At 71.2% G+C, this 26,207-nt stretch carries 22 protein-coding genes; 6 read left to right on the top strand and 16 right to left on the bottom strand.

The features are described 5' to 3' along the window. Positions 1–27: 27 nt before the first annotated feature. The 5 genes from ffh to ABZ919_RS12305 all read right to left on the bottom strand — a co-directional run bounded on the left by ffh (position 28) and on the right by ABZ919_RS12305 (position 7,625). Positions 28–1,578, bottom strand: a complete 1,551-nt coding sequence (gene ffh / locus ABZ919_RS12325; RefSeq protein ID WP_361246117.1) for a signal recognition particle protein — start codon at positions 1,576–1,578, stop codon at positions 28–30. A gap of 94 nt (positions 1,579–1,672) precedes the next feature. Continuing rightward, positions 1,673–4,123 carry a [protein-PII] uridylyltransferase gene (locus tag ABZ919_RS12320; RefSeq protein ID WP_361246115.1) on the bottom strand — a complete coding sequence of 817 codons (2,451 nt, stop codon included), beginning with the start codon at positions 4,121–4,123 and terminating at the stop codon, positions 1,673–1,675. 29 nt (positions 4,124–4,152) lie between these two features. Next, entirely contained in the window at positions 4,153–4,491 is a 339-nt protein-coding gene (locus ABZ919_RS12315; protein ID WP_039656487.1) for a P-II family nitrogen regulator, read from the bottom strand. After that, on the bottom strand, positions 4,488–5,831 hold the full coding sequence (locus ABZ919_RS12310) for an ammonium transporter (RefSeq protein WP_361246113.1): 1,344 nt from the start codon (positions 5,829–5,831) through the stop codon (positions 4,488–4,490). Before ABZ919_RS12310 ends, ABZ919_RS12315 begins: the two co-directional genes overlap by 4 nt. Positions 5,832–6,149: 318 nt before the next feature. Then, positions 6,150–7,625 carry a hypothetical protein gene (locus tag ABZ919_RS12305; protein ID WP_361246110.1) on the bottom strand — a complete coding sequence of 492 codons (1,476 nt, stop codon included), beginning with the start codon at positions 7,623–7,625 and terminating at the stop codon, positions 6,150–6,152. 456 nt (positions 7,626–8,081) lie between these two features. Between ABZ919_RS12305 and ABZ919_RS12300 the strand changes: the two genes are divergently transcribed. Then, positions 8,082–8,738: a bifunctional DNA primase/polymerase gene (locus ABZ919_RS12300; protein WP_361246107.1), complete on the top strand. Its 657-nt coding sequence runs from the start codon at positions 8,082–8,084 to the stop codon at positions 8,736–8,738. 89 nt (positions 8,739–8,827) lie between these two features. Here ABZ919_RS12300 and ftsY read toward each other — a convergent pair whose 3' ends face one another. Next, the gene (gene ftsY / locus ABZ919_RS12295) at positions 8,828–10,033 is read right to left on the bottom strand and encodes a signal recognition particle-docking protein FtsY (RefSeq protein WP_361246106.1); all 1,206 of its coding nucleotides are present in this window, start codon (positions 10,031–10,033) and stop codon (positions 8,828–8,830) included. A 170-nt stretch (positions 10,034–10,203) separates the two neighbouring features. Between ftsY and ABZ919_RS12290 the strand changes: the two genes are divergently transcribed. From ABZ919_RS12290 to ABZ919_RS12280, 3 genes are all read left to right on the top strand, one after another. Next, positions 10,204–11,670, top strand: a complete 1,467-nt coding sequence (locus ABZ919_RS12290) for a cytosine permease (RefSeq protein WP_361246104.1) — start codon at positions 10,204–10,206, stop codon at positions 11,668–11,670. A 303-nt stretch (positions 11,671–11,973) separates the two neighbouring features. Next, entirely contained in the window at positions 11,974–12,945 is a 972-nt protein-coding gene (locus ABZ919_RS12285) for an LLM class flavin-dependent oxidoreductase (protein ID WP_361246101.1), read from the top strand. A gap of 53 nt (positions 12,946–12,998) precedes the next feature. After that, positions 12,999–13,355 carry a hypothetical protein gene (locus ABZ919_RS12280; RefSeq protein WP_361246098.1) on the top strand — a complete coding sequence of 119 codons (357 nt, stop codon included), beginning with the start codon at positions 12,999–13,001 and terminating at the stop codon, positions 13,353–13,355. A gap of 123 nt (positions 13,356–13,478) precedes the next feature. On the opposite strand, the gene ABZ919_RS12275 is transcribed toward ABZ919_RS12280, so the two are convergent. The 4 genes from ABZ919_RS12275 to ABZ919_RS12260 all read right to left on the bottom strand — a co-directional run bounded on the left by ABZ919_RS12275 (position 13,479) and on the right by ABZ919_RS12260 (position 19,864). Further along, positions 13,479–14,897 carry a sugar porter family MFS transporter gene (locus ABZ919_RS12275; protein WP_361246095.1) on the bottom strand — a complete coding sequence of 473 codons (1,419 nt, stop codon included), beginning with the start codon at positions 14,895–14,897 and terminating at the stop codon, positions 13,479–13,481. Positions 14,898–15,101: 204 nt separating this feature from the next. Beyond that, positions 15,102–18,752, bottom strand: a complete 3,651-nt coding sequence (locus tag ABZ919_RS12270) for an AAA family ATPase (protein ID WP_361246092.1) — start codon at positions 18,750–18,752, stop codon at positions 15,102–15,104. 245 nt (positions 18,753–18,997) lie between these two features. Next, a complete protein-coding gene (locus tag ABZ919_RS12265) occupies positions 18,998–19,201 on the bottom strand; it encodes a hypothetical protein (protein WP_014675251.1) in 204 nt (67 codons plus the stop codon). 381 nt (positions 19,202–19,582) lie between these two features. After that, positions 19,583–19,864 (bottom strand): acylphosphatase, encoded by a 282-nt coding sequence (locus ABZ919_RS12260; protein ID WP_069778503.1) that lies wholly within the window; start codon positions 19,862–19,864, stop codon positions 19,583–19,585. Positions 19,865–20,039: 175 nt separating this feature from the next. On the opposite strand from ABZ919_RS12260, the gene ABZ919_RS12255 reads away from it, so the two are divergent. Continuing rightward, positions 20,040–21,299 (top strand): CAP domain-containing protein, encoded by a 1,260-nt coding sequence (locus ABZ919_RS12255; RefSeq protein ID WP_361246089.1) that lies wholly within the window; start codon positions 20,040–20,042, stop codon positions 21,297–21,299. A gap of 204 nt (positions 21,300–21,503) precedes the next feature. Here ABZ919_RS12255 and ABZ919_RS12250 read toward each other — a convergent pair whose 3' ends face one another. Continuing rightward, a complete protein-coding gene (locus ABZ919_RS12250; protein ID WP_361246086.1) occupies positions 21,504–22,037 on the bottom strand; it encodes a GNAT family protein in 534 nt (177 codons plus the stop codon). Between the two features lie 324 nt (positions 22,038–22,361). Beyond that, the gene (locus ABZ919_RS12245; protein ID WP_361246084.1) at positions 22,362–22,958 is read right to left on the bottom strand and encodes a flavodoxin family protein; all 597 of its coding nucleotides are present in this window, start codon (positions 22,956–22,958) and stop codon (positions 22,362–22,364) included. Positions 22,959–23,063: 105 nt separating this feature from the next. Here ABZ919_RS12245 and ABZ919_RS12240 point away from each other — a divergent pair, with 105 nt between their 5' ends. Further along, on the top strand, positions 23,064–23,459 hold the full coding sequence (locus ABZ919_RS12240) for a helix-turn-helix domain-containing protein (protein WP_361246082.1): 396 nt from the start codon (positions 23,064–23,066) through the stop codon (positions 23,457–23,459). Here the strand turns inward: ABZ919_RS12240 and mutM are convergent. The 4 genes from mutM to ABZ919_RS12220 form a co-directional block, all read right to left on the bottom strand. Next, positions 23,432–24,292: a bifunctional DNA-formamidopyrimidine glycosylase/DNA-(apurinic or apyrimidinic site) lyase gene (mutM, locus tag ABZ919_RS12235; RefSeq protein WP_361246079.1), complete on the bottom strand. Its 861-nt coding sequence runs from the start codon at positions 24,290–24,292 to the stop codon at positions 23,432–23,434. The two genes, ABZ919_RS12240 and mutM, sit on opposite strands and share 28 nt — an antisense overlap. A gap of 104 nt (positions 24,293–24,396) precedes the next feature. Beyond that, a complete protein-coding gene (gene rnc, locus ABZ919_RS12230; RefSeq protein WP_361246076.1) occupies positions 24,397–25,257 on the bottom strand; it encodes a ribonuclease III in 861 nt (286 codons plus the stop codon). Between the two features lie 8 nt (positions 25,258–25,265). Beyond that, positions 25,266–25,439, bottom strand: coding sequence for a 50S ribosomal protein L32 (gene rpmF, locus ABZ919_RS12225; RefSeq protein WP_003951102.1), 174 nt, complete (start codon positions 25,437–25,439; stop codon positions 25,266–25,268). A 2-nt stretch (positions 25,440–25,441) separates the two neighbouring features. Beyond that, positions 25,442–26,095: a YceD family protein gene (locus ABZ919_RS12220; RefSeq protein ID WP_361246073.1), complete on the bottom strand. Its 654-nt coding sequence runs from the start codon at positions 26,093–26,095 to the stop codon at positions 25,442–25,444. Positions 26,096–26,207 lie beyond the last annotated feature (112 nt).

Raw genomic sequence — 26,207 nt, 5'->3', positions numbered from 1 at the left:
GCGCCCTCAGGGACGTACGAACGGGACTCAGCCCATGAACTTCTTGAACTCGTCCGGCAGCTCGAAGTCCTGACCGCCCTGCTGCGGCAGTCCGAAGGCGTTGCCGCCCTCGGCCGCGGCGGCCCGGCGGGCGGCCTCCTCCAGCTCCTGCTGCCTGCGCTTCATCGGGTTGCCGGAGCGCTGCTTGCCCTTGGCCTTCTTCTGCTGCTTCTTCTGCCGGCCGGGGCCGCCGCCCATGCCCGGGATCCCCGGCATGCCCGGCATACCGCCGCCCTGGGCCATGCGGGACATCATCTTGCGGGCGTCGAAGAACCGCTCGACCAGGTTCTTCACCGCGCTGACCTCGACACCGGAACCCTTCGCGATACGGGCGCGGCGGGAGCCGTTGATGATCGTCGGGTCCTGGCGCTCGCCCGGGGTCATCGACTTGATGATCGCGGCGGTGCGGTCGACGTCCCGCTCGTCGATGTTCTGGATCTGGTCCTTGATCTGGCCCATGCCCGGGAGCATGCCGAGCAGCTTGCTGATGCTGCCCATCTTCCTGACCTGCTCCATCTGGGCCAGGAAGTCGTCCAGGGTGAAGTCCTGGCCCTTCTTGGACGCCAGCTTCGAGGCCATCTTGGCGGCCTCTTCCTGGCTGAAGGTCTTCTCCGCCTGCTCGATCAGGGTGAGCAGGTCACCCATGTCGAGGATGCGGGAGGCCATCCGGTCCGGGTGGAAGGCGTCGAAGTCGTCCAGCTTCTCGCCGTTCGACGCGAACATGATCGGCTTGCCGGTGATCTGCCGGATCGACAGGGCCGCACCACCGCGGGCGTCGCCGTCGAGCTTGGAGAGCACCACGCCGTCGAAGCCGACGCCGTCGCGGAAGGCCTCGGCGGTGTTGACGGCGTCCTGACCGATCATCGCGTCGACGACGAACAGGATCTCGTCCGGGGAGACCGCGTCCCGGATGTCCGCGGCCTGCTGCATCATCTCGGCGTCGATGCCGAGGCGGCCGGCGGTGTCCACGATCACGATGTCGTGCACCTTGGACTTCGCGAACTCGATGGAGTCCTTGGCGACCTTCACCGGGTCGCCGACGCCGTTGCCCGGCTCCGGGGCGAACACCGCGACACCTGCACGGTCGGCGACGACGCTCAGCTGGTTCACTGCGTTCGGGCGCTGGAGGTCGGCGGCGACCAGCAGCGGCGAGTGGCCCTGCTCCTTCAGCCAGCGGCCGAGCTTGCCCGCGAGGGTGGTCTTACCGGCACCCTGCAGACCGGCCAGCATGATCACGGTGGGCGGCTGCTTGGCGAAGCGCAGGCGCCGGGTCTCGCCGCCGAGGATGGTCACGAGCTCGTCGTTGACGATCTTCAGGACCTGCTGGGCGGGGTTCAGCGCCCGGGAGACCTCGGCGCCGAGCGCGCGCTCCTTGACGTTCTTGATGAACGTGCGGACGACCGGCAGGGCGACGTCCGCCTCGAGGAGCGCGATGCGGATCTCACGTGCGGTGGCGTCGATGTCCGCCTCGGAGAGCCGTCCCTTGCCGCGCAGGTTCTTGAAAGTCGCTGACAGGCGATCGGAGAGAGTGTCGAACACGGCGCTCGCGGTCCTCGGGGTCGGTGACGGTCTTGATGTGCGCCCTCCAGGGTATCCCGGCCCCGACGTCAGCGGGGCAGGGTCGTCCCCCGGCTCATCCGCGCAGGGTCTCCTCCAGCACCCGGGCCGTCGACGCGGCGTCCTGCGCCGGCAGCGGCAGGCCCGTGCCGGTGGTGACGTAGAAGGCGTCCACCGCGTTGGAGCCCAGCGTGCTGACGTGCATGCTGCGCACCCGCACTCCGGCCTTCTCCAGGGCCATGCCGATCCGGTGCAGCAGGCCCGGGGCGTCCTGGGCGCGTACCTCGATCACCGTGGCGTGGTGGGAGGCCGCGGAGGCCACCGTGACCCGCGGTGGCGGGGCGGCCCAGCCCCGCCGGCGCGGGTAGGCGGCGTCCCGTTCGGCGAGGCGGCCGGCGATGTCCAGGGTGCCGTCCAGGGCGCGCACGAGGTCGGCGCGCAGCCGGGTGGCCTGCGGCAGGGAGCCGTACTCGGCGGCCACCCGCCAGTTGAGCAGCAGCACCGAACCGTCCTCGACGTCGTCGGGCAGGCGCAGGCTGCGCAGTTCCGCCGTACGGACCGTGAGGCGGTGGACGGCGAGGACGCCGGCGACGGCGGGGAGGACGGCGGGCTGGTCGGGTACGGCGATGAGCAGCTCGACGCCGAGGGGCTCGGGCGCCCCGGCGGGCTCCTCCTCGGCGACCGGTTCGGTCTGGGCGCGCAGCGCGAGGACCGGGCCGCCGGTGCGGACCGCCTCGATCGCCAGCCGCTCCTGCTCGGCGGTGGGCGCGGCGGGCTCCGGCTCCTCGGGCGCGTTCCCGGCGAGCACGGCGGAGACCCGCCGGACCAGGTCGGCGACGAGGGAGCCGCGCCAGGAGGACCAGGCCGCGGGTCCGGTGGCGAGTGCGTCGGCCTCGGTGAGGGCGTGCAGCAGCTCCAGGGTGCTCTGGGTGCCGACGGCCTCGGCGACCGAGCGGACCGTGGCCGGGTCGTCGAGATCGCGGCGGGTGGCCGTCTCGATGAGCAGCAGGTGGTGGCGGACCAGCAGGGACAGTACCGCCACGTCCGACCGGTCGAAGCCGATCCGCGTGGCCACGTCCTTGGCGATGATCTCGCCGGCCACCGAGTGGTCGCCGGGCCAGCCCTTGCCGATGTCGTGCAGCAGGGCGGCGACCAGGAGCAGGTCGGGGCGGCTGACGCGGCGGGTCAGTTCGGAGGCGCGGACGGCCGTCTCGATCAGATGCCGGTCGACCGTCCAGATGTGGACGGCGTTGCGCTGCGGGCGGCAGCGGACCCGCTCCCAGTCCGGCAGCAGTCGGCTGATCACGCCCTCCGCCTCCAGCGCCTCCCAGACCTCGACGGTGGGGCGGCCGGAGCCGAGCAGGGTCACCAGCTGTTCGCGGGCCTCGGCGGGCCAGGGCGTGGGCAGGGGGCGTGTGGTGGCGGCCATGCGCCGTACGGCGTGCAGGGAGAGCGGGAGGCCGGCCTGGGCGGCGGCGGCCGCGGCCCGCAAGGGCAGCACGGGATCGCGCTCGGGGCGCGCGGCACGGGCGAGCACCACCTCGCCGTCCTGCTCCACCACGCCCTCGGCGAGCGGCGAGCGCTCGGTGACGGGCTTGCCGCCGCCCAGCATGGCGCGCAGGCGGGGACGGACGGCGCGCGAGCGCAGCACGCGCCCCACTTCGCGCCAGGTGACGTCGCTGGCGTAGGAGACGACCCGCGCCGCCTCGTAGACCTGCCGCAGCAGGGTGTCGGCGTCCAGCAGCCCCAGTTCGGCCGCCACCTGGTCCTGCTCCTGGAGCGCGAGCCGGTCGGTGGCGCGGCCCGTCGCCAGGTGCAGCGCGTCCCGTGCGTCGAGCAGGCGCCGGCGCGCGTCCGCGAGGCCCTCGCGCGGGGCGTCGGCGAGCCAGGAGGCGGCGACGGCGCGCAGGGCGGTGGCGTCCCTCAGTCCGCCGCGGGCCTCCTTGAGGTCGGGCTCCAGCAGGTACTGCAGCTCGCCCTGGCGTGCGGCACGCTCGGCGCAGAGCTCCTGCAGTTCGGGGAGGCGTCTGGGGGCCTGGTTGCGCCAGTCGGCGAGGACGGCCGTCCGCAGTCCCGTGGTGAGACCGAGGTCACCTGCGAGATGGCGGGCGTCCAGCAGGCCGAGGTGGGCTTTCAGATCCTCCCCGGCCGTCTTCCTGGCCTCCGTGGGAGTGCGTACCGAGTGGTCGAGGGCGAGGCCGAGATCCCAGACGGGATACCAGAGGCGGTCGGCCAGGGCGGCGACCGCGCCGGGATCGGAGCCGTCGTGCAGCAGCACGAGGTCGAGGTCACTGCGCGGGGACAGCTCCCCGCGGCCGTAACCGCCGACGGCGACCAGGGAGACCCCCGGCGCTCCCTGTCCCGCCGCCGTGAACAGCGCGGCGAGCCAGTCGTCGGTCAGTTCCGCGAGGGCGGCACGGCGCGGCGGCCCGGACCGCGCCCCCTCGGTGAGGAGGCGCAGCCGGGCCGCCGCGTAGCCGACGGGTCCCGAGTCCTCTGCTTGCGTGCCCACGTCCGCTCCCGTCACCCGGCGACTCCCGTTTCCCGACGTTGAGGTCAGAGCGCGTCCGGACCGCGCTCGCCGGTGCGGACCCGTACGGCCGTCTCGACCGGCAGGGACCAGACCTTGCCGTCACCGATCTTGCCGGTCCGGGCCGCCTTGACGACGACCTCGATGAGCTGCTCGGCGTCGTCGTCCTCCGCGAGCACCTCGATGCGGATCTTGGGGACCAGGTCGACGGTGTACTCGGCACCGCGGTAGACCTCGGTGTGGCCCCGCTGACGACCGTAACCGCTGGCCTCGGTGACCGTCAGGCCGTGGACGCCGAACGCCTGAAGCGCCTCCTTGATCTCGTCCAGCCGGTGCGGCTTGACGACGGCGGTGATGAGCTTCATGCGTCCACCTTCTTGGTCTGCGTGGCGGCCAGGGCCGGGGCGTGGGCGGTGGAGCCGATGACACCGCCGCCGGCACCGCTGAAGTCGTAGGCGGTCTCGGCGTGCTCGGCCTGGTCGATGCCGGAGATCTCCTCGTCCTCGGTGACCCGCATCCCGATCGTCTTGTCGAGCAGGAAGGCGAGGACCGCGGAGACGATCAGGGAGTAGGCGAGGACCGCGCCGACGCCGGCGCACTGCTTCCACAGCTGGGTGAAGGTGTGGGGTCCGTAGAAGACACCGGTCGCGGTGGACTGGCCCTTGCCGGTGGCGAAGAAGCCGATCAGCAGGGAGCCGATGATGCCGCCGACCATGTGGACGCCGACGACGTCGAGGGAGTCGTCGTAGCCGAACCTGAACTTGAGACCCACGGCCGCGGCGCAGGCGACACCGGCGATGGCGCCGACCGCGATCGCGCCGAGCGGGGAGACCGCACCGCCGGACGGGGTGATCGCGACCAGACCGGCGACCGCGCCGGAGGCGGCGCCCAGCGTGGTGAACGCGCCGTGCCGGATCTTCTCGTAGGCGAGCCAGGCCAGCATGGCGGCGGCCGTCGCGACCTGCGTGTTGACGAACATCAGCGCGCCCACGCCGTCGTCGTTGCCGAGCCAGGAGCCCGCGTTGAAGCCGAACCAGCCGAACCAGAGCAGCCCGGCGCCGAGCATGACCAGCGGGAGGCTGTGCGGGCGCATCGGGTCCTTCTTGAAGCCGACGCGCTTGCCGATGACGAGGATGACACCGAGGGCCGCCGCGCCCGCGTTGATGTGGACCGCCGTGCCGCCCGCGAAGTCGATCACACCGAGCTTGTAGGCCCAGCCGTCGGCGCCCCAGACCCAGTGGGCGACCGGGACGTAGACGATCGTGAGCCACAGGGCGATGAACAGCGACCAGGCCGAGAACTTCACGCGGTCGGCGAGGGCGCCGCTTATCAGTGCCGGTGTGATGATCGCGAACATCATCTGGAAGACCATGAACACGAAGATCGGGATGGTGTAGCCGGGCCAGAGCTCCGTCAGGCCGATCTTGCGCAGACCGAACCAGTCGGAGTCCCAGCCGATCAGGCCGTTGTGCGTGCCGAAGGCGAGCGAGAAGCCGTAGAGCACCCACAGCAGGGTGACGATGCCCATGCTGATGAAGCTCATCATCAGCATGTTCAGGGTGCTCTTGACCCGGACCATGCCCCCGTAGAAGAAGGCGAGACCCGGTGTCATGATCAGTACCAGGGCGGAAGCAATGAGCATGAAGCCTGTATTGGCGGACGACAGCTTGGGTGCGTCCGCCGCAAGCATGATGGCTGGTGCCATCGGCGTCTCCTCGTCGGTTGGTACGGCCCCGTGCGGGCGGTGCCTGAGCGGTCCGGCGGGTTGTGGGGGCGGCCGGTTATGCGCCATGAGACTGGCGCAGCGCGGTTTCGGTGGAAGCCCCTCGTTGTTTCGCCGGGGTGACGAAGGCGCCTGGCGTGTTACGCGTCCATGAACTGCCGGATCTCGGCCGTGAGGGTCGTCGGCGTGACGCAACCATCGTGAGTCCGGCCGCGGCGGGCCTCTCCGATGACCTGGCGTGGGGGAGCCGAGTCGGGCAGTTCGGGAGGACCGGCCGCGGCCGGGGCTGAGAGCCGGGTGTCAGACCGCCTCGGCGGTTTCCGGCAGGTCGACGGCGAGCTGGTCGGTGAGGTGTAGGACGACCGCGAGGTCGCCGTAGTCCCGTACCGCCGTGTCGACCGTCTTTCGGATACGAGTGTTCACACGCTCGGACCGGACCTTCCTGGCGATTTCCATCGCCTGGGAGGCATACCTGGTGCTCTGCTCCGGCTCGCGCTCGAGGAGGTGCACGGTGGCCATGCCGATCAGGTTGAGCGCGTACGACCGCTGGTGCTCGGGATCCTCGGCGAACAGCTCCACGGCCCGCTGCATGAGCGGCTCGGCGAGGGAGGCGTAGGTGGGGCTGCGTCCGGCGACGTAGGCGAGGTCGCGGAAGGAGTGGGAGTTCTCGCCGTACAGCTCGGCCTCGGAGAAGAAGCGGATCCAGTCCGGGTCCGGCTCGTCCCACTCGTCGGCCTCGGCGAAGGTGTCCTCGGCCATGCGGACCGCGCGCTTGGTCTTGCCGGGCTGGCCCATGTTGGCGTAGGCGCGGGCCTCCATCGCATACAGCATCGACTGGGTGCGCGGGCTCGCGCAGTCCCGGCTGCCGTACTGGGCGAGGTGGATCAGTTCCAGGGCGTCCTCGGGCCGGCCGAGGTGGATCATCTGGCGGCTCATGCTGGAGAGGATGTACGAGCCGAGCGGCTTGTCGCCGGCCTCCTTCGCCGCGTGCAGGGCCAGGACGAAGTACTTCTGCGCGGTGGGCTGGAGACCGACGTCGTAACTCATCCAGCCCGCCAGTTCGGCGAGTTCGGCGGCGACTTTGAAGAGCTTGCGGGTGGTGGCCTCGGGCTGGGGCTCCTGGAGCAGGTCGGTGACCTCGTGCAACTGGCCGACGACCGCCTTGCGGCGCAGACCGCCGCCGCACTGGGCGTCCCACTGCCGGAACATCCGCGTGGTGGACTCCAGCAGGTCCAGTTCGGGTTTGGACAGCCGGCCGGGCCTGCGCGAGTCGACCGGGTCGGGTTCGGCGGGGGCCGGGGAGGCGGGGCTCGGGACGAGCCAGCGCTGCATGGGCTCGATGAGGGACGGGCCGGCGGACAGCGCCAGGGAGGTGCCGAGGAAGCCGCGCCGGGCGAGCATCAGGTCGCTGCGCGAGAACTCACCGAGCAGGGCGACCGTCTGCGGGGCCGTCCAGGGCAGGTCGACGCCGGACGCGGAGGGTGACTGACGGGCGGCGCGCAGGCCGAGGTCCTCGATGGAGACGACACAGCCGAAGCGCTCGGAGAACAGCTCCGAGAGGATGCGGGGGATCGGCTCGCGCGGATTCTCCCCGTCCAGCCAGCGGCGCACGCGCGAGGTGTCCGTGGAGATGTGGTGGGCGCCCAACTGGCGTGCCCGGCGGTTCACTTGGCGGGCGAGCTCACCCTTGGACCAGCCGCTGCGCACGAACCACGAGCCGAGCAGCTCGTTGGAGCGCTTGTCGGCGTTCGCCTCACTACCGCCGTTGCCGCTCACTGGAACGCCCCCATCCCTGAGACCACTTGTCGTCGAGTGCGCCAAGCCCTATCAGAATGCCGGTAAATACGGCCTCTGTCCGCCGGTTCTCAGCCTTCGAACGAGCTGACGACTCGCCTCCGGCATACCCATCCATGCATATGCCGACCGGACTCGCGCACTCACAGTAATCCTACGATCACCCGCTCAGCCACGGGAATCCCGGAAACGCCACCATTCGCCACCCCTTCGAATGAACTCACGGTCTCCCGCACGCGATTCACTTGACATAGGACGGCTGGAAGTGGGCGGAGTGAAGCACGCGGGGGCGCGAATGCCCCGATGCGCCACCCGGTGCGCTTCAGAGCGCCGCCATGCTCTTGCGTCGGCGAGGGGAGGCGGAGCCGTAGCGTTACGTTCCGCTTCCGTCTCGTTCCGTGTCGTAACCACCGGCGCGCCGGACCCGTTGGAGGGGGCATGGGCTTCACGATCGGCGGCATTCGCGAGATTCGCTCCGGTACGCGTCGGCGCGGCCGTTCGTCGGAGTGCACCGCCGTCGGCGAGTTCACCGGGCTGTGGGGCTGGGACGTGGTGCCGGGAGCGCGGGCCGCGGCGGGCTCCTGCTCCTGCGGTCGCGGCGACTGCCCGGCGCCGGGCGCGCACCCGCTGGACTTCGCGCCCCGGGTGCCGGCCGGGGCCACCCTCGACGAGGTGAGCAAGGCCTGGTCGGAGTTCCCGGGTGCCGCGATGATGCTTCCGGTGGGCCGGGCGTTCGACGTCGTCGAGGTCTCCGAGGCCGCCGGCCGCCACGCGCTGGCCCGCCTTGAGCGGATGGGCCTTCCCCTCGGTCCGGTGACCGTGACCCCGGACGGCCGCGCCCACTTCCTCGTCGCGCCCGGCGCCGCCGCCGAGCTCCCCCGGCTGCTCTACCGCATGGGCTGGGACGATCCCTCGGCCCTGGACCTGCGCGGCCTCGGCCCCGGTGCGTACATCACGGCGCCGCCCTCGGACCGGGGCGGCCTGGGCCCGGTGCGCTGGCTGCGCCCGCCCGCGCTGGACTCGGCGACCCGGCTCCCGGCGGCGCGCCTGCTGCTGGGCACGCTGGCGTACGTGGCGCACCGGTCGCGGGCGTAGGTGCGCCGGAAAGGCGAAGCGCCCGTCCCCGGCTGCACCTGGGGAACGGGCGCTTCTCGCAGACCCGGCGGGTCGTGGATCTCCAGCCCTCAGTCACCGATGAGCGCGTCCACGAACGCCTCCGGCTCGAACGGCGCGAGGTCGTCCGCGCCCTCGCCGAGTCCGACCAGCTTGACCGGCACACCCAGCTCGCGCTGGACCGCGACGACGATGCCGCCCTTGGCCGTACCGTCCAGCTTGGTCAGCACGATGCCGGTGATGTCGACGACCTCCGCGAAGACGCGGGCCTGCACCAGGCCGTTCTGGCCGGTGGTGGCGTCCAGGACGAGCAGCACCTCGTCGAGCGGCGCGTGCTTCTCCACGACCCGCTTGACCTTGCCCAGCTCGTCCATGAGGCCGGTCTTGGTGTGCAGGCGGCCGGCGGTGTCGATGAGGACGACGTCGACCCCCATCTCCTTGCCTTCCTTGACCGCGTCGAAGGCGACGGAGGCGGGGTCACCGGCCTCGGGCCCGCGCACGGTGTAGGCGCCGACGCGCTCGCCCCAGGTCTGCAGCTGGTCGGCGGCGGCGGCACGGAAGGTGTCCGCGGCCCCCAGGACGACGCTGCGGCCGTCGGCGACGAGCACACGGGCGAGCTTTCCGGTGGTGGTGGTCTTGCCGGTGCCGTTGACGCCGACGACCATCACGATGCCGGGCTTGCGGTCCTCGGGCTCGGTCTTGACGGTGCGGTCGAGATCCGTGCCGATGATCTTGAGCAGCTCTTCGCGCAGCAGGCCGCGCAGCTCCACGGGGGTGCGGGTGCCGAGCACCCTCACCCGCTCGCGCAGGCTCTCGACCAGCTCCTGGGTGGGCTGCACGCCGACGTCGGCGGTGAGCAGAGTGTCCTCGACCTCCTCCCAGGTCTCCTCGTCCAGATGCTCGCGCGAGAGCAGCGTGAGCAGGCCCTTGCCCAGGGCGTTCTGGGAGCGGGACAGGCGGGCGCGCAGGCGGACCAGCCGCCCCGCGGTGGGCTCCGGGATCTCGATCTCGGGAGCCTCGACAACGGCAGGGGGCTCCTCGACGGCGACCGGCGCGGGGCCGCCCGGGAGATCCACCTCCTCGATCGTCCGGCGCGGTTCGTCGCGCGGCGTCTCGGCCTCGTCGCCGACGTGCGGCTCGGCCGGTGGCGCGGTGATGTCGGGCGTCTTGGGGGGCGGCGGAGGCAACGGCTTGCGGCGCCGGCTGCCCACGATCAGCCCGCCGAGCGCGCCGAGCACGACCACGGCGATGACTACAGCAAGGATGACGGTTTCCATAACGCGTCCAGTATCAGCCATGGGCTGCGGCGGGCGTGTGTTTGTGGCTTCCCCCGAGAGACAAACGCCGCTTAATACAAGGACTCGGATCAAAGTACGATGGCGGGGCTTCCGTTGACGCGCGTAGAGTCCGGACCGTCCCCCGTCCCCCCACGTCTGGCCCCTTTTTCATGAGCAAAACCGTCGAGACCGAAGGCGCTCTCGAGACCCGAGGCATCGAGCAGGTCCCGGATCACGAGCGCACCGCCAGGACCCGTGAGCTGTTCCCCACCTGGGTCGGCGCCAACATCAGCGTGCTGCTGCTGACGATGGGCGCGAGCCTGGTCGTGGCCTACCACCTGAACATCTGGCAGGCGCTCGTCGTCGCGGTGGCGGCGCCGGTCGTGTCGTACGGCCTGGTCGGTCTGATCGGCATCGCCGGCAAGCGCGGCGGCGCCCCGGGCATGGCGCTGTCGCGCGCGGTCTTCGGCCAGCGGGGCAACCTGCTGCCCGGCTCGCTGATCTGGGTCGCCCGCTGGGGCTGGGAGACGATCAACGCGGTGACCGGCGCGTACGCGATGCTCACCATCCTGGACATCCTGTTCGGCCTCAAGGCCAACAGCGTGCTGGACATGGCGATGCTGCTGGTGTTCGTCGTGGCGACCTTCGCGATCTCCGGGCTCGGCATCAACGCCGTGCAGAAGTGCAACAAGTACGCGACCTATTTCTTCGGCGTCTTCTCGGTACTGGTCCTGGTGTACCTGGCCGTGAGGACGGACTGGTCCGAGGTGATGCACCACGGCGCCGGCTCGACGGCCGCCGTGATCACCGGTGTGGGCATGATCGCGGCCGGCGGTGTCAGCTGGATCCCGACCGCGCCGGACTTCACCCGCTATCTGCCGCGCACGGCCTCGTCGAAGGCGATCGTCGGGACGGCGGTCGGCGGCGCCGGAGTCGTCGTCCTCCCCATGGTCCTCATGGGCGCCGTGATGGCGGTCTCCACGCCTGACCTTGCCTCGGCGACCGACCCGGTGTCCTTCCTCGGCCAGATCCTGCCGACCTGGATCGCGGTGCCCTACCTGTTCATCGCGCTGATCGGCATGCTGCTGATCAACTCGATGTCGATGTACTCGGCGGGCTTCACCGCGCAGACCCTCGGCTTCAAGGTGCCGCGGCACTGGGCGGTCTCCGTGAACGCCGTGATCTCGCTGATCTTCGGCGGGGTGCTGATGCTGGTGGCCACGAGCTTCATGGGCTCGTTCATCGCCTTCCTGTCGCTGCTCGCGGTCGCCTTCTCCGCCTGGGTCGGCGTCTTCGGCGCGGACATGCTCCGGCGCACCGAGTACGACGGCGAGGCCATGTCGGACACGTCCCGCACCAGCGCCTACTGGTACAAGGGCGGCTTCTCCCCCGCGGCCGTGGCCTCCTGGGCGATCGGCCTGGTCTCGGGCCTGATGTTCACGGCCTCGGACTGGTTCACCGGCCCGCTCGCCAAGAACAACGTCATCGGCGAGTACGGCCTCGGCTGGGTCGCCACGATCGTGATCTCGGGCGCGCTGTACCTGGCGCTGCCGAAGCCGGCGGTGACGAAGCCGGCGGTGACGAAGCCGGCCGGGGTCACCGAGCCGGCCGAGGAGCGCGCGACCGCCTCCGTGTGACGGGCGGCCTCAGCCGGGCAGGCCGCTCCCGTGCAGAGCGGCACCCGCCCGGCAACGGAGGTGGCCGCAGCGGTCCCGGGCGCCCTGGTCGGCGTCGTCGAGGCAGCAGCGGTGGCCGGCCCGGCCACCGCAGGTAGTCCGGGTCGAGCCGGAGCGCGGCCCGGCCCCGGCCGGCCTCCGCCCGCGGACCGGTGGGTATGGCGTCGGTCATCCCGCGGCTCCACCTCCCGCTCCCCCATAGCCATCTGATGCTTCGTCAGCTACCGTCCCCCTCCACCGCATCGCACCGGAGGGGGACTTCCCATGCCCGTCACGGTCGTCCGTTTCAACCTCGTCGCTCCCGGCGCCGGCCCCGCCGTCCTCTCCGCCCGCTACCGGGCCGCCCTGGAGATGGCCGCGTACGCGGACGCGCACGGGATCAGCACCGTGCAGACCGAGGAGCACCACGGCGCGGAGAACAACTGGCTGCCGTCGCCGTTCGCCTTCGCGGGCGCGGTGTTCGGCGCCACCCGGAACATCGCCGTGACGGTGTCGGCGGTGATCGGCCCGCTGCACGACCCGCTGCGGCTGGCCGAGGACATCGCCGTACTGGACCTGCTGAGCGGCGGGCGGCTGGTCACGGTGGCCGGGATCGGCTACCGGCCCGAGGAGTACGCCCTGTTCGGCGTGGACTTCGAGCGCCGGGGCCGGATCCAGGACGAGCTGCTGCAGACCCTGCTGAAGGCATGGTCCGGTGAGCGGTTCACCCACCGCGGCCGTACGGTGCGGCTCACTCCGCGTCCCTACACCGATCCGCACCCCCTTCTCCTGGTCGGCGGTTCCTCCAAGGCCGCCGCCCGCCGGGCCGCCCGTCTCGGCCTGCCCTTCTTCCCGAGCGCGCACCTGCCGGAGCTGGAGGCGTACTACAAGGAGAGGCTCGCCGAGTACGGCACCGAGGGCTGGGTGATGATGCCGGCCGCCGAGACCCCGCTGCTCCACATCGCCGAGGACCCCGACCGGGCCTGGGCGGCGTACGGCGAGCATTTCCTGCACGAGGCGCGGACCTACGCGTCCTGGCAGTCGGGCCGGATGCGCTCGGCGGTGACGTCGGCCGCCACGACGGTGGGGGAACTGCGCGCGGAGGGTGTCTACCGGGTCCTCACACCGCAGGAGTGCGTGGCCCAGGGCCTGGAGAGCCTGGTGCTGCATCCGCTGGTGGGCGGGATGCCGGTGGAGGAGGGGTGGCGGAGCCTCAGACTGTTCGCGGAACGCGTGGTGCCGGCGGTGGCGGGCTGAGCCACGGCGCTGTCCGGTGGCGCGGCCCGGTCCGTGGCTGGTCCACTGCCGCCATGAGTCCTCTGGTGGAGGTGTTCGTCCGCGAGCCGGGCGGAGCGGTACGCGTCCTGGACGTGCCGGACGACGTGTACCAATCGGGCGGTTTCGAGTCGTGGCGTACGGCGGTGTGGGGGTCGCAGACGGTGCGCTCGCTGGGCGCCCGTCTCCTGCCGAAGCCGGCCGAGGACGATCTCTGCGTCGAGGCCGCCGAGGTGACCGGCCTGCGGAGCGAGGCCCTGCTGCGTGCGCGCCTGGACGACGTCGCCCGGGGCACCGGGCGTCCCGGGCACCGGATCGAGCTCCGGTTGCGGATCATCGAGGAGAGCTGTCGCAAGGCGCTGGAGATCGGGGGCGGGGTCCTGATCCGGTGAGTGCGCCTCGTGACACCGCCGCCCCCGGACCGGGCAGTGGCCGGTGCGGGGGCGGCGGGTGGTGCGAGGAGAGGGGCAGCGGGGTCTTGGGCCCGTTCTCCTCGGTCTCGGGGGCTGTCCGGGTCAGCCCATCTCCTCCAGTGTCTTGCCCTTCGTCTCCTTGACGAACTTCAGGACGAACGGGATGGAGAGCGCCGCGAAGGCGGTGTAGATGATGTACGTGCCGGACAGGTTCCAGTCGGCCAGCGACGGGAAGCTCGCCGTGATGGCCCAGTTGGCGATCCACTGCGCGGAGGCGGCGACGCCCAGCGCGGCGGCGCGGATCTTGTTCGGGAACATCTCGCCGAGGAAGACCCAGACCACCACGCCCCACGACAGGGCGAAGAAGAGGACGAACACGTGGGCGGCGATCAGGGCGACCCAGCCCTGGGTGCTCGGCAGCTTGCCGTCGACCAGGTGGTAGCTGAACGCCCAGGCCTCCAGCGCGAGACCGACGGCCATGCCGACGGAGCCGATGAGGGCGAGCGGCTTGCGGCCGACGCGGTCCACGAAGATCATCGCGATCACGGTGCCGATGATGTTGATGATCGAGGTCGTGAAGGAGTAGAAGAACGAGTCCGTCGGGTCGACGCCGACCGACTGCCACAGCGTCGAGGAGTAGTAGAACGCGACGTTGATGCCGACGAACTGCTGGAACACCGACAGGCCGATGCCGATCCAGACGATCGGCTTGAAGAAGAAGCCGCCGCCGAGCAGGTCCTTGAAGGTGGACTTGTGCTCGCTCTTCATCGCGTGCTCGATCTCGGCGACGCGGGCGTCCATGTCGACGTCACGCCCCTCGACCTCGGCGAGGATCTCCTTGGCACGCTCACGCTTGCCGACGGAGAGCAGGAAGCGCGGGGACTCGGGGATCGCGAAGGAGAGCATGCCGTAGAGGACGGCCGGGACGACCATCACGCCGAGCATGACCTGCCAGGCCTCCAGGCCCATCAGGTGACCGCGCTGGTTGCCCCCGGCGGCGTTGAGCAGACCCCAGTTGACCAGCTGGGAGATGGCGATGCCGACGACGATCGCGGCCTGCTGGAAGGAGCCGAGCCGGCCGCGGTAGGCGGGCGGGGCGACCTCGGCGATGTAGGCCGGGCCGATGACGGAGGCCATGCCGATGGCGAAGCCGCCGACGATGCGCCAGAGGGCGAGGTCCCACAGCGCGAAGGGCAGCGCGGAGCCGACGGCGCTGACGGTGAAGAGGACGGCGGCGATCTGCATGCAGCGGATGCGGCCGATGCGGTCGGCTATGCGGCCGGCCGTGGCGGCGCCGACGGCACAGCCGATCAGGGCGACGGCGATGACCTGGGCGAGGGCCGCGGAGCCGATGTCGTACTTGGTGCGGATGGCCTCGACCGCGCCGTTGATCACGGAGCTGTCGTAGCCGAAGAGGAAACCGCCCATGGCGGCGGCCGCCGCGATGAAGATGACGTGCCCGAGATGTTCGGGATGAGCCGTCCTGACTCCTGACTGAGGTGCCTGCGCTGTGCTGGTCACGTTGAATCTCCTCGGGCGCGGCAACGCTGCCGCGTGGGGGGCGAGCCCTTCCAGGTGAGACCTGAAGGTAAAAGCAACGTTGCAGAGACTATGCCTTCAAGTTTCGAAGTCAATACTTCAACGGCTGTGAATTTAACGATGTCCATGGACACTCCGCGTTCACTTCTTGAACACAGAGTAGGCCGATCTTGACGAGGGTCCCCGCTAACGGAGGCGCTGGGAAATGACCTTGGAGACGCCGTCGCCCTGCATCGACACGCCGTAGAGCGCGTCGGCGACCTCCATCGTGCGCTTCTGGTGCGTGATCACGATCAGCTGCGAGGCCTCCTGCAGCTCTTGCATGATCCGGATCAGCCGCTGGAGGTTGGTGTCGTCCAGGGCCGCCTCGACCTCGTCCATGACGTAGAACGGGCTCGGGCGGGCCTTGAAGATCGACACCAGCAGCGCGACCGCCGTCAGCGAGCGCTCGCCGCCGGAGAGCAGGGAGAGCCGCTTGACCTTCTTGCCCGGCGGGCGCGCCTCGACGTCCACGCCCGTGGTGAGCATGTTGTCGGGGTCGGTGAGCAGAAGCCGCCCCTCGCCGCCCGGGAAGAGCCGGCTGAAGACGCCCTCGAACTCACGGGCGGTGTCCCGGTAGGCCTCCGTGAACACCTGCTCGACGCGCTCGTCGACCTCCTTCACCACCTGAAGCAGGTCGGCACGGGTCTTCTTCAGGTCCTCCAGCTGCTCGCTGAGGAACTTGTGCCGCTCCTCCAGCGCCGCGAACTCCTCCAGCGCCAGCGGGTTGACCTTGCCGAGCTGCTGGTACGCCCGCTCGGCCGCCTTGAGCCGCTTCTCCTGCTCGGCCCGCACGAAGGGCCGGGGCTGATTGCGGGGATGCTCCGGGTCATCCGGCAGCACCTCGCCGTCGGCGGGGGGCGAGGGCGGCACGGGCTGCTGCGGGCCGTACTCGGCCACCAGCCCCTCCGGCTCGACACCCAGCTCCTCCAGCGCCTTGGTCTCCAGCTGCTCTATGCGCAGCCGCTTCTCGGCACCGAGTACCTCGCCGCGGTGCACCGAATCCGTCAACTTGTCGAGTTCGGCCTTCAGTTCGCGTCCGGCGGTGCGCGCGGCGGTCAGCTCCTGCTCACGCTGCGCCTTCGCGGCCTCGGCGGCGGTGCGCTCCCGCTCGGCACGGGCGAGCGACACCTCGATGTGCGCGAGCAGCTGCCGGGCACCGGAGGCGACGGCCTCCGCCACGGCCGCCTCGTGCCGCAGCCGGGCGCGGCGCTGCTCGGCACGCGCGCGTGCCTCGCGTTCGGCACGGGCGGCCCGGTCGAGTGAGTCGGCCCGCCCGGCGAGTCCCTTGACCCGTTCCTCGTGGGTACGGACCTGGAGGCGGGCCTCCATCTCGGTCTGCCGGGCGTTGGCGCCGTCGGCGGCGAGCCGGTCCCGCACCGAGGTGTCCGGCTCCTCCTCGACGGGCATCTCCTCGGCGACCGCCAGCCGCTCGGCCAGTTCCTCGGCCTCCTGCACGGCCTTCTCCAGCGCCTCCTGCGCTCGCGCGGCGGCCGCGGCCGACCGCTCGGCCTCCCCGGCCGCACCCCGCGCCTGTCCGGCGAGCCGGCCGAGCTGCTGGGCGACGGCCGACTTCTCCCGGTCGGCGGCCCGGCGCCGCTCGCCGACGTCCTCCACCAGCATGGCGGCCTCGGAGCGCCGTTCCGCCGCCGCCCGCTGCTCCTGGGCCAGCTGCGCACACCGCACCGCCAGCTCGGCCAGCTCGGCCGCGGCCTCGTCGACGGAGGCCTGCACCTCCAGCAGACTCGGCGCGCCGGCCGACCCGCCGTGCGCGAAATGGGCGCCGAGCAGATCGCCTTCGGCGGTGACGGCGGTCAGCTCCGGGTGGGCCTGGACCAGGGCCTCGGCTTCCTCCAGGGTGCCGACGACCGCGATTCCCTGCAGAAGACGGTGGACGGAGGTCGTGAGGTCGGCGGGGCCGCGGACGAATTCAGCGGCGAAGCGCGGCGCCGGGACGGCGGTGCCGGACGGTCCGGCGTCCGCGGGTCCTCCCAGGCCGGTCGCGCCCCGAGGCGGAGCCGCATGGTCATGCTGCCCCGCGCCCCCGTGGGGCGCGTCGCCCTGCGCCGGCGGCTCAGGCGCCCCCGCAAGGATCAGGGCCGCCCGGCCGCCGTCCTGTGTGCGCAGGAGTCTGATCGCCTCGGCTGCCGCCGCGGGGGTCGACACGGCGATCGCGTCCGCCGCCGCGCCGAAGGCGGCGGCCAGCGGGATCTCGTAGCCCGGCGTGACCGTCAGCAGTTCCGCCGCCGGGCCCAGGACCCCGGTGAGCCGGTCCCGTGCGGCGAGGAGTGTTCCGGTGCCGTCCTTGCGGCGGAGGCCCAGAGCCAGGGCCTCGTGGCGGGCCCGGGTCGCGGCGCGGTCACGTTCGGCCGCGGTGGCCGCCTCCCGGGCCGTGCTCAGGGCCGCCTCGGCCTCGGCGAGCTGCCGCTTGGCCGCCTCATGCTGCTCGGCGAGATCCGCGTCGCCGGCGTCGAGGCCGTCCACCTCGGCCTTCAGGGCCTCGTACTCCTCCTGGGCACGTACCGCGCGCTCGTGGGCCTCGTCCCGGGCCGCGGCCAGGCGGTCGATCTCGGCCTGCGCCGAGGCCGCGCGCGAGCGGGCCGCGTTGACCTGCCCGGACAGGCGGGCCAGGCCCTCGCGCCGGTCGGCGATGGCTCGGGCCACGTCCTTCAGCCGGCGTTCCTCGACGGCCAGTTCCCGTTCCAGTTCGGCGCGGTGGGCGACGGTGTCGTCGAGGGCGTGCTGGGCCGCCTCAAGGGCCGCCTCCAGCTCGGCCTCCTGCTCACGGACACGGGCCGCCTCCCGCTCCAGGTCCTCGGGGTCGCGGCCGCGCCGCTCCTCGGGGGACGCGGAGGTGGCGCTCTTCACCCGGGCGTCGGCCAGCGAGACGGTGCCGCGGACGCGTTCGGCCAGCTGGGACAGCTCGTACCAGGTCTGCTGGGCACGCTGGAGGCGGGGCGTGAGCTGCCGTACCTCGTCCTCCAGCAGGCCCTCGCGGTACAGGGCCTTCTTCAGCTCCTGCTCGGCGATCTCCTTGCGCTCCTTCAGGGCCGCCTCGTCGGCGATCTCGGCGCTGAGCGCCTCGCGCAGTCGTACGAGGTCGTCGGCCAGCAGCCGCAGGCGGGCGTCGCGCAGGTCGGCCTGGATCACGGCGGCCCGGCGGGCGACCGCCGCCTGCCGCCCGAGCGGCTTGAGCTGGCGGCGGAGTTCGTCGGTGAGGTCCTGCACGCGCGCGAGGTTGGCCTGCATCGCGTCCAGCTTGCGCAGGGCCTTCTCCTTGCGCTTGCGGTGCTTGAGCACACCCGCGGCCTCTTCGATGAAGGCGCGGCGGCCCATGGGATCCGCGTGCAGGACGGAGTCGAGCTGCCCCTGGCCGACGATGACGTGCATCTCCCGGCCGATGCCGGAGTCGCTCAGCAGCTCCTGGATGTCCAGCAGACGGCAGGTGTCGCCGTTGATCTGGTACTCGCTGCCGCCGTTGCGGAACATGATCCGCGTGATGGTGACCTCGGCGTACTCGATGGGCAGGGCGCCGTCGGAGTTGTCGATGGTCAGGGACACCTCGGCGCGGCCGAGCGGAGGGCGGCCGGTGGTGCCGGCGAAGATGACGTCCTCCATCTTGCCGCCGCGCAGCGACTTGGCGCCCTGTTCGCCCATGACCCAGCTGAGCGCGTCCACGACGTTGGACTTGCCCGAGCCGTTCGGGCCTACGACACACGTGATGCCCGGCTCGAACCGGAGTGTGGTCGCCGAGGCGAACGACTTGAACCCGCGGAGGGTCAGGGCCTTGAGGTGCACGCCGCCGGACTCTACCCGGCACCGCTATCTCACTGCATGAACCCTCGCAACCGCGCGGTTTCGCCGTTGAACATGCAGGGCACACCGTACGTTAAAGACAGTGAAAGGATGCGCGGGGCAAAGAAGGAAGGGACGCCGAAGCGTCCCTTGCGACTCTGACGGCCGGGTTGCGGTCGTCGGGATCAACTGAGCGGTTGATACGGCAGCCCCATCACTGCGACTGCTGTCGTGGAGCGATGCAGTGATCAGGTGAGCGCAGGCTCCGCCTGGTGTGCGTCGATGCTCTCCATGATCCTGTCCTGAGAGGCGGCAGCCGTCAGCGCTTCGTTCTCCGCCTGGATCCGTACGAGCTCGGACTCCAGGTCCTGAACGCGCTGCTGCAGCCGTCGCATCTCGGCGAGGAGTCGAGGGTCGGAGCCGCCGACGTAACCGAGAAGCGCCTTTGCCATGATGGATGGTCCTCCACAATGAGTGACCGACCGATGCGGTGTGGGTCGTGAGGGATTGCACCCGCGGTGCTTGGCACATCCGGGTGTTGCTCTGCTGTTGCTCCATGCCAAACAGCTAAGGTGCGCGGGGCTTTCAGCGTCTCACCAAAAAGTTTGACGGTCAACACGATCACGCCCCGTATTGGCGGGCGAGCCGGGGCGCGCGGCCGGAGAAGCGGCGGCGCTGCGAGTCATCCGGGGCCCTCAGGGCGTGGCGATCAGCTGTATCAGCGGAGCCTGCCATGCCCGGCCGTTCTTGGCAACCACCAGGTCGTTTCTGCTGTGCGCATGTGCCCCCGGCAGCTCCCCGTGCGCCTGCCTGCGCCCCTTTACAGGATCGGCTCAGCGGATGGCGAAGCCGTCGTAGCCACCGCGGGGTGTGTCCCAGATCTCCGTGACGCCGTCCACATGTCCGGGCGTGTCGTCTCCCTGAAGCCAGTCCAGGAGCCCCTCGCAGCCCTCCCGGGAGCCCTCCGCGACCACCTGGACGCGACCGTCGGCCAAATTGAGAGCAAAACCACTCAGGCCGCCGATCTCCAGCGCCTTGGCCCGCGTGAACCAGCGGAAACCCACACCTTGCACACGTCCGCGCACCCAGGCGACCAGTCGCACATCCTCGCTCATGGGTGCAACCTAACCGGCCGATGTCGTTCGGGACACATCACCCTTCAGCGGCATGCGGTACCGTCCCGACCCGATGAATCTCATATGAAACTCACTCGATCGAGTGAATCCGGTTGGCCAGAGGGAGTCACGCACCGGTGCCGGTCGACCGCGAGACGAGGGAGAGGGCAAGGACATGGGCCGCCACCGACGCTCCGCCGCCGGCCGCGCCGCCAAGGGCCGCGCCACGCGGGTCACGGACACGCAGCGCACCCTTCCCGGGAGCGTGGACCCGCAGGACTCGTACACGGGTGAGCTCGTCCGCCGCGAACAGCCGCCTCGCGACATCGCGCCGTACCTGAGCGGTGAGCTCGTCCGCCGCGAGCGGACACCCCGGGGCATCGCCCCGTATCTGAACCCTGACGCCCACACCCCGTCGACCGGTCTGCAGCCGCTGGGCTACGCCGACGCGACCGCCCGGGCGCACGCCTACCTGTTCGCGGCGGAGGGCGACGGCCCCGGCGGCGCCGGGGGCGGTGGCTTCACGCCGGGCGGCGGCCACTCCCCCGGCCACCGGCGCCGCAAGACGGGTCCGCGGCCGGTGCGCACGGGCCTGCTCGGGGTGTCCGCCGCCGTCGCCCTCGGTACGGCCGCCGTCGCCACGGGCGTGGTGCCGGGTCTGCAGAACTACCGGCTCGGCGGCGTTACGCACACCACCGGCGGCGAGCAGGTGCAGGCGGCGGTCACGCCCAGCAACACGGCCGTCGAGCAGGGTGGCACCTCGGGCGGCGCCGACATCCACCAGGGCACCGCCGGCACCAGCCGGAACAGCACGCGCCCGCAGTCGCCGAGCCCCGCCGCACCGGCGTCGGCGTCGTCGTCCTCCGCGCCGGCGTCCTCCGCACCGGCGTCGGCGTCGTCGTCCTCCGCGCCGGCGTCCCCCGCGCCGACCCCGTCGCAGACGGCGACCGAGGAGCCGACGCCGACGGCGCCCCCGTCCGGCAAGCCCGAGAGCACCCCGTCGCCTACGGCGAGCAAGACACCGAAGGCGAGTTCCGCCCCGGTGTCGGTGTCGGCGGCGAACGCGGCCGAGGCGGAGGTGCTCAAGCTCGTCAACCAGGAGCGGGCGAAGGTCGGCTGCAGCCCGCTGGCGGCGAACTCCTCGCTGACCACGCTGGCCGAGTCCTTCAGCGACGACATGGCGGCACGGGGCTTCTTCGACCACACCGACCCGGACGGCAAGACGCCCTGGGACCGGGCCTCGGCGGCGGGCATCACCGACCTGGGCGGCGAGAACATAGCCCGCGGGCAGGCCGACGCGGCGGCCGTGATGGAGGCCTGGATGAACAGCCCCGGCCACCGCGCCAACATACTGAACTGCGACTTCAAGACCCTCGGGGTCGGCGTCCACTTCGGTGCGGGCGGCCCTTGGTGGACACAGGACTTCGGGTATTGAGAATCCCGCAGGTCAGCGACCTATGAGGCCCCTCGGGCCGCCTCGGGGCCGTCATCGGCAGCCGAGTCGTCCCGGAGGGCCGCATCGACGGCGGCCCGAGTACGGGTCGCGCCGGACGGCATCAGCATCAACATCAAGTGGGGGAAGGTCCGCAGGGTGGAGCCGACGGCCGGCCTCGGCATGCGAATCTTGTCCATGACCGGCTCAGACTTCGCCGCCGGACCGCTCCGCGCGGAGCATGGAGAAGATCACCTGATCGTGCCACCGGCCGCCGCGCCACTGCGCTGAGCGCAGCACGCCCTCCCTGACGAAGCCCGCCTTCTCCAGCGCACGCTGCTCGGCGAGGTTGGCACAGTCCGTCCAGGCCTGGAGCCGTTCGGCCCTGGTGTGGTCGAAGAGGTACTCGGCCAGCAGTCGCTGGGCCCGAGTGCCTATGCCGCGGCCGCGCGCGGCCGGCACCAGGCCGATCGCCAGGGTCCAGCAGGTGGAAGTGGCGGGCCGCCCCCAGGTGCCGGCGAACCACTCGACCCGGCCCACCGTCCGGCTCGCCTCCGCGACGCAGAGCACGCCCACGTCGGGGCCGAGCAGGCCGGTCTCCGCGAACTGCCGGCGCAGGCCGGCCGGTGAGCCGAAGCCGAACCACTGGTACGGGCCGGTCCCCTCCGGCCCGTTGAACTCGCGCTCGAACAGGTCGAGATCGTCGGCGGTCACGGGGCGCAGCGTGATCTCATCGGACATGCACGGCTCCTGATCCTCGACCACACGGGCGGACCTCGTGCGGCCTGCTGGGGCAACGGCGTCCGACTCTTCCACACATCGACCCGCGTCCGGGCAGGATGCCCGCAGACCGGGCGCGGGACCCCCGCCCTGCTCCCCGACGCGAGGCTCGTCGTGATCGACGGCGCCGGACACCGCCTCCACATGAGCGATCCGGACCGCTACAACAAGGAGACGCTCGCCTTCGCGCACACCCTGCCCCGCTGGAGCGGCACCACTTTCTTCTTGGACCAGCCGCTCAGCGGGACCCGGCCACGTCTTGGCGGACGGTCCGCCCTCGCCGCTCTAGGCCGCCGCCCGTCCCTGCGTGAACACGCGTGCCGTCGCGGCGACACGGCGGCCCAGGTGCTCGGCCGTGGCGATGTCGGCCTTGTGGACGCCCTCGGGGCCCTGGTCGTTGTTGCTCTGGGCGGCGGCGCCGGCGAAGAAGCCGAGGCGGTTGAGGTCGTTCTCCGAGGCGGTGCTGGCGTTCCAGCCGGGGAGCAGGCCGAGGTTGACCCAGTGCATGCCGTGCTGGGCGGCGAGGGTCTGGAAGAACTGCAGGGTGTGCAGCTTGTCGCCGCTCTTGGAGGCGGAGTTGGTGAAGCCCGCGGCCAGCTTGTCCTTCCAGTCCTGGCCGAACCAGCGCTTGGAGGTCGCCTCGGCGAAGACGTGGAAGGCCCCGGAGGCGGTGCCCATGTAGGTGGGCGAGCCGAAGACGATCGCGTCGGAGCGGTCCAGCGTCTCCCACTGCTCGTCGGTGATCTCGTCGACCTTGATCAGGTGCACCTCGGCACCCGCGTCGGCGGCACCGGCGCGGACGGCCTCGGCGAGCACGGCGGTGTGGCCGAAACCGGAGTGGTAGGCGATGGAAACGACAGGGGTGGTGACAGGGGTGGTCACAGGAACTCCTCGAATGGGCAGCTCGAAAGCAGTAACCTCAGGAAAGCACTAACTTCTAGTAAGTGCAAGCTGGTGGGTAGCGCTGTGCGGGCGTACCCTTGCGCCATGACCGCCACCACCCAGGACTCCGACGACCTCGCCTACGACGTCTTCGCCAAGGCCTGCCCGTCACGCGGCACGCTGGAGCACGTCACGGGCCGCTGGGGCGGACTGACGCTCGGCGCGCTGTACGAGGGCTCGCTGCGCTTCAACGAGCTGCGCCGCCGCGTCGACGGCGTCAGCGAGAAGATGCTGTCCCAGACGCTGCACGCGCTGGAGCGCGACGGCCTGGTGCACCGGGAGGCGCAGCCGACCAACCCGCCGCGCGTGGACTACCAACTGACCGACCTGGGCCGTCAGGTGGCCGAGCGGCTGCTGGCGCTCATCCACTGCGTGGAGGGCGCCATGGACGACGTACTGGCGGCCCGGGTGCGTTACGACGAGACGCGCGGCGCCCTCTGACACCTGGGGCAGAAGTAACTGGAGCGGTTCATCCAGGGCCGGCGGCGCATGGGGGTGCCGCAGCGGCGGCAGGGCTGACCCTCGCGCCCGTACGCGTCCAGGGACCGGTCGAAGTAGCCCGACTCGCCGTTGACGTTGACGTACAGGCTGTCGAAGCTGGTGCCGCCGACGGCGAGGGCCGCGTTCATCACGTCCCGGACGTGCCGCAGCAGTTCCGTGGTGACCGGGCGGGTGAGGTTCGCAGTCGGGCGCTCGTAGTGGATGCGGGCGCGCCACAGCGCCTCGTCCGCGTAGATGTTGCCGACACCGCTGATCAGCGACTGGTCCAGCAGGGCCCGTTTGACGGTGGTCCGCTTGCGGCGCAGCGCCCGGTGGAACGCCTCGTCGTCGAACAGGGGATCCAGGGGGTCACGGGCGATGTGCGCGATGACGTCGGGCAGGCCGTCCGGGGTGTTGTCGTGCAACGACAGCCCGCCGAAGGTGCGCTGGTCGACGAAACGGAGCTCCGTGCCCAGGGAGTCGGCGAACCGGAGCCGGATGCGCAGATGCTTCTCGTCCGGCGCCTCGTGCGGCTGCACCAGCAGCTGACCGCTCATGCCGAGGTGGGCCAGCACGGACTGGTTCGTCTCCTCCAGCGGCAGCCACAGGTACTTGCCGCGGCGGCTGGGCGTGCCGATGTGGTGGCTCTTGAGCCGGTGCGCGAAGTCGTCGGCGCCCGCGATGTGCCGGCGTACGGCACGCGGGTGCAGCACCTCGACCTCGGCGACGGTGCGGTGGGCGACCCAGCGCGCCAGGCCGCGCCGGACGACCTCGACCTCGGGCAACTCGGGCATCAGGACCCCCCGTACGGATGCGGTGGACGAGTACGGAAGCGGTGGACGAGCCGAGCGCCCGCTCCGTCATGGACGGGGAAGCGGGCGCTCGGTTCTGCTGCGGGTCAGGCGGAGGCGGACGACGGGTCGCCGTCCTTGGCAGCGAGCGCCTTGGCTTCCTCGTCAGCCTCCTGGGCTTCCTTGGCCGCCTTGGCGCGCTCGTCCGCCGCGGCCCGGATGGACCGCCATGCGGACTCGGCGGCCTGCTGCTCCGCCTCCTTCTTGCTGCGGCCGGTGCCGGTGCCGTACGAGACGCCTCCGACGCGGGCGGCAGCAGTGAAGGTCTTCTCGTGGTCGGGGCCGGTCTCCGTGACCAGGTACTCGGGCACGCCGAGCCCCTCGATCGCGGTGAGCTCCTGGAGACTGGTCTTCCAGTCCAGGCCGGCACCGAGGTTCGAGGACTTCTCGATCAGCGGGTCGAAGAGCCGGTGCACCAGCTCGGACGCCGCCTCGAGGCCCTGATCGAGATAGACCGCGCCGATCACCGCTTCCAGGGTGTCGGCCAGGATGGACGCCTTGTCCCGGCCGCCCGTGCCCTCTTCACCGCGGCCGAGCCGGATGAAGGAGCCCAGGTCGAGGCCACGGCCGACCTCCGCCAGCGCACGCGAGTTGACCACCGCGGCCCGCAGCTTGGCCAGCTGGCCTTCGGGCAGGTCGGGGTGGGTGCGGTACAGCGTGTCCGTGACGACGAGGCCGAGCACGGAGTCCCCGAGGAACTCCAGTCGCTCGTTCGTCGGCAGACCGCCGTTCTCGTACGCGTAGGAACGGTGGGTCAGCGCGCGCACCAGAAGGGCGGACTCGACCTGGTAGCCGAGCCGCCCTTCCAGAAGCGTGTGGGACGAGGCCTGGTTGTCCGCCTTCTTCTTGGCGGGTGCGTCCGCCTTGGCGTCTTCCGCCTTCTTGGGACTGGACACAGTGCCTCTCACCAGCCCGCTCAGACTTCGAGGACCTGGCGCTTGTTGTAGGTGCCGCAAGACGGGCACGCGATGTGCTGCTGCTTGGGCTCGTGGCAGCGCTCGCACGCAACCAGGGTGGGGACCGCAGCCTTCCACTGCGACCGGCGGTGGCGCGTGTTGCTGCGCGACATCTTCCGCTTCGGAACAGCCACGGCTACTTCTCCTGCTTCTCGTCGGCGCGTGCTGACTGAGGCGCGCCGCCGCTCATCTCGTCCTTCTCGCCGTCTTCGAGTGAACCGGCGAGTCCCTGCAAAGCCGCCCAACGGATGTCGACGGCGTCGTGTTGGTGGTCCGGGTCGTCCGCGAGCCGCGCTCCGCACTCGGAGCACAGGCCCGGACAGTCTTCCTGGCACACCGGCTGCATCGGCAGTGCGAGCACCACCGCATCGCGCAGCACAGGCTCGAGGTCGAAGAGTCCGTCCTCGAGGAAGAACCTGTCCTCGTCGTCCTCGGCGTCGTCGCCCGGTTCCGCGATCACGCGGCCCCGGTCGTCGGCGTCAGGGTACGAGAACAGTTCCTGGAAGTCCGCTTCGAGCTCCAGCCCGACCGGCTCCAGACACCTTACGCACTCCCCCTCGGCCTGTGCACGGGCGGTGCCTGTGACGAGCACCCCTTCCATGACCGACTCGAGCCGGAGTTCGAGCTCCACCGGCGCGCCTTCCGGCACTCCGATGACCCCCTGGATGCCGAGATCCGCGGGAGCGTCGATCGTGCGGGTCAGGCGCTGCAGCGCGCCAGGACGCCGCCCCAGCTCGTGCGTGTCGAACACGAGAGGGTTGCGGTGGTCGAGGCGGGCGTTGGAGGCCATTCCTGCTTTCGATCTTCGAGCTCGGAGGGCCGCCGCCCGACGATGTTCCGGGCAGCGGAGATCGCGGACGTACACGCGACCGAAGAGCCAGGATACTGGACCTTTCGCTCAG

Source organism: Streptomyces sp. NPDC046759 (assembly GCF_040645475.1).
Lineage (GTDB): Bacteria > Actinomycetota > Actinomycetes > Streptomycetales > Streptomycetaceae > Streptomyces.
The sequence above is the reverse complement of the archived record's forward strand: the minus strand, read 5'-3'. Positions and strand labels throughout refer to the sequence as shown.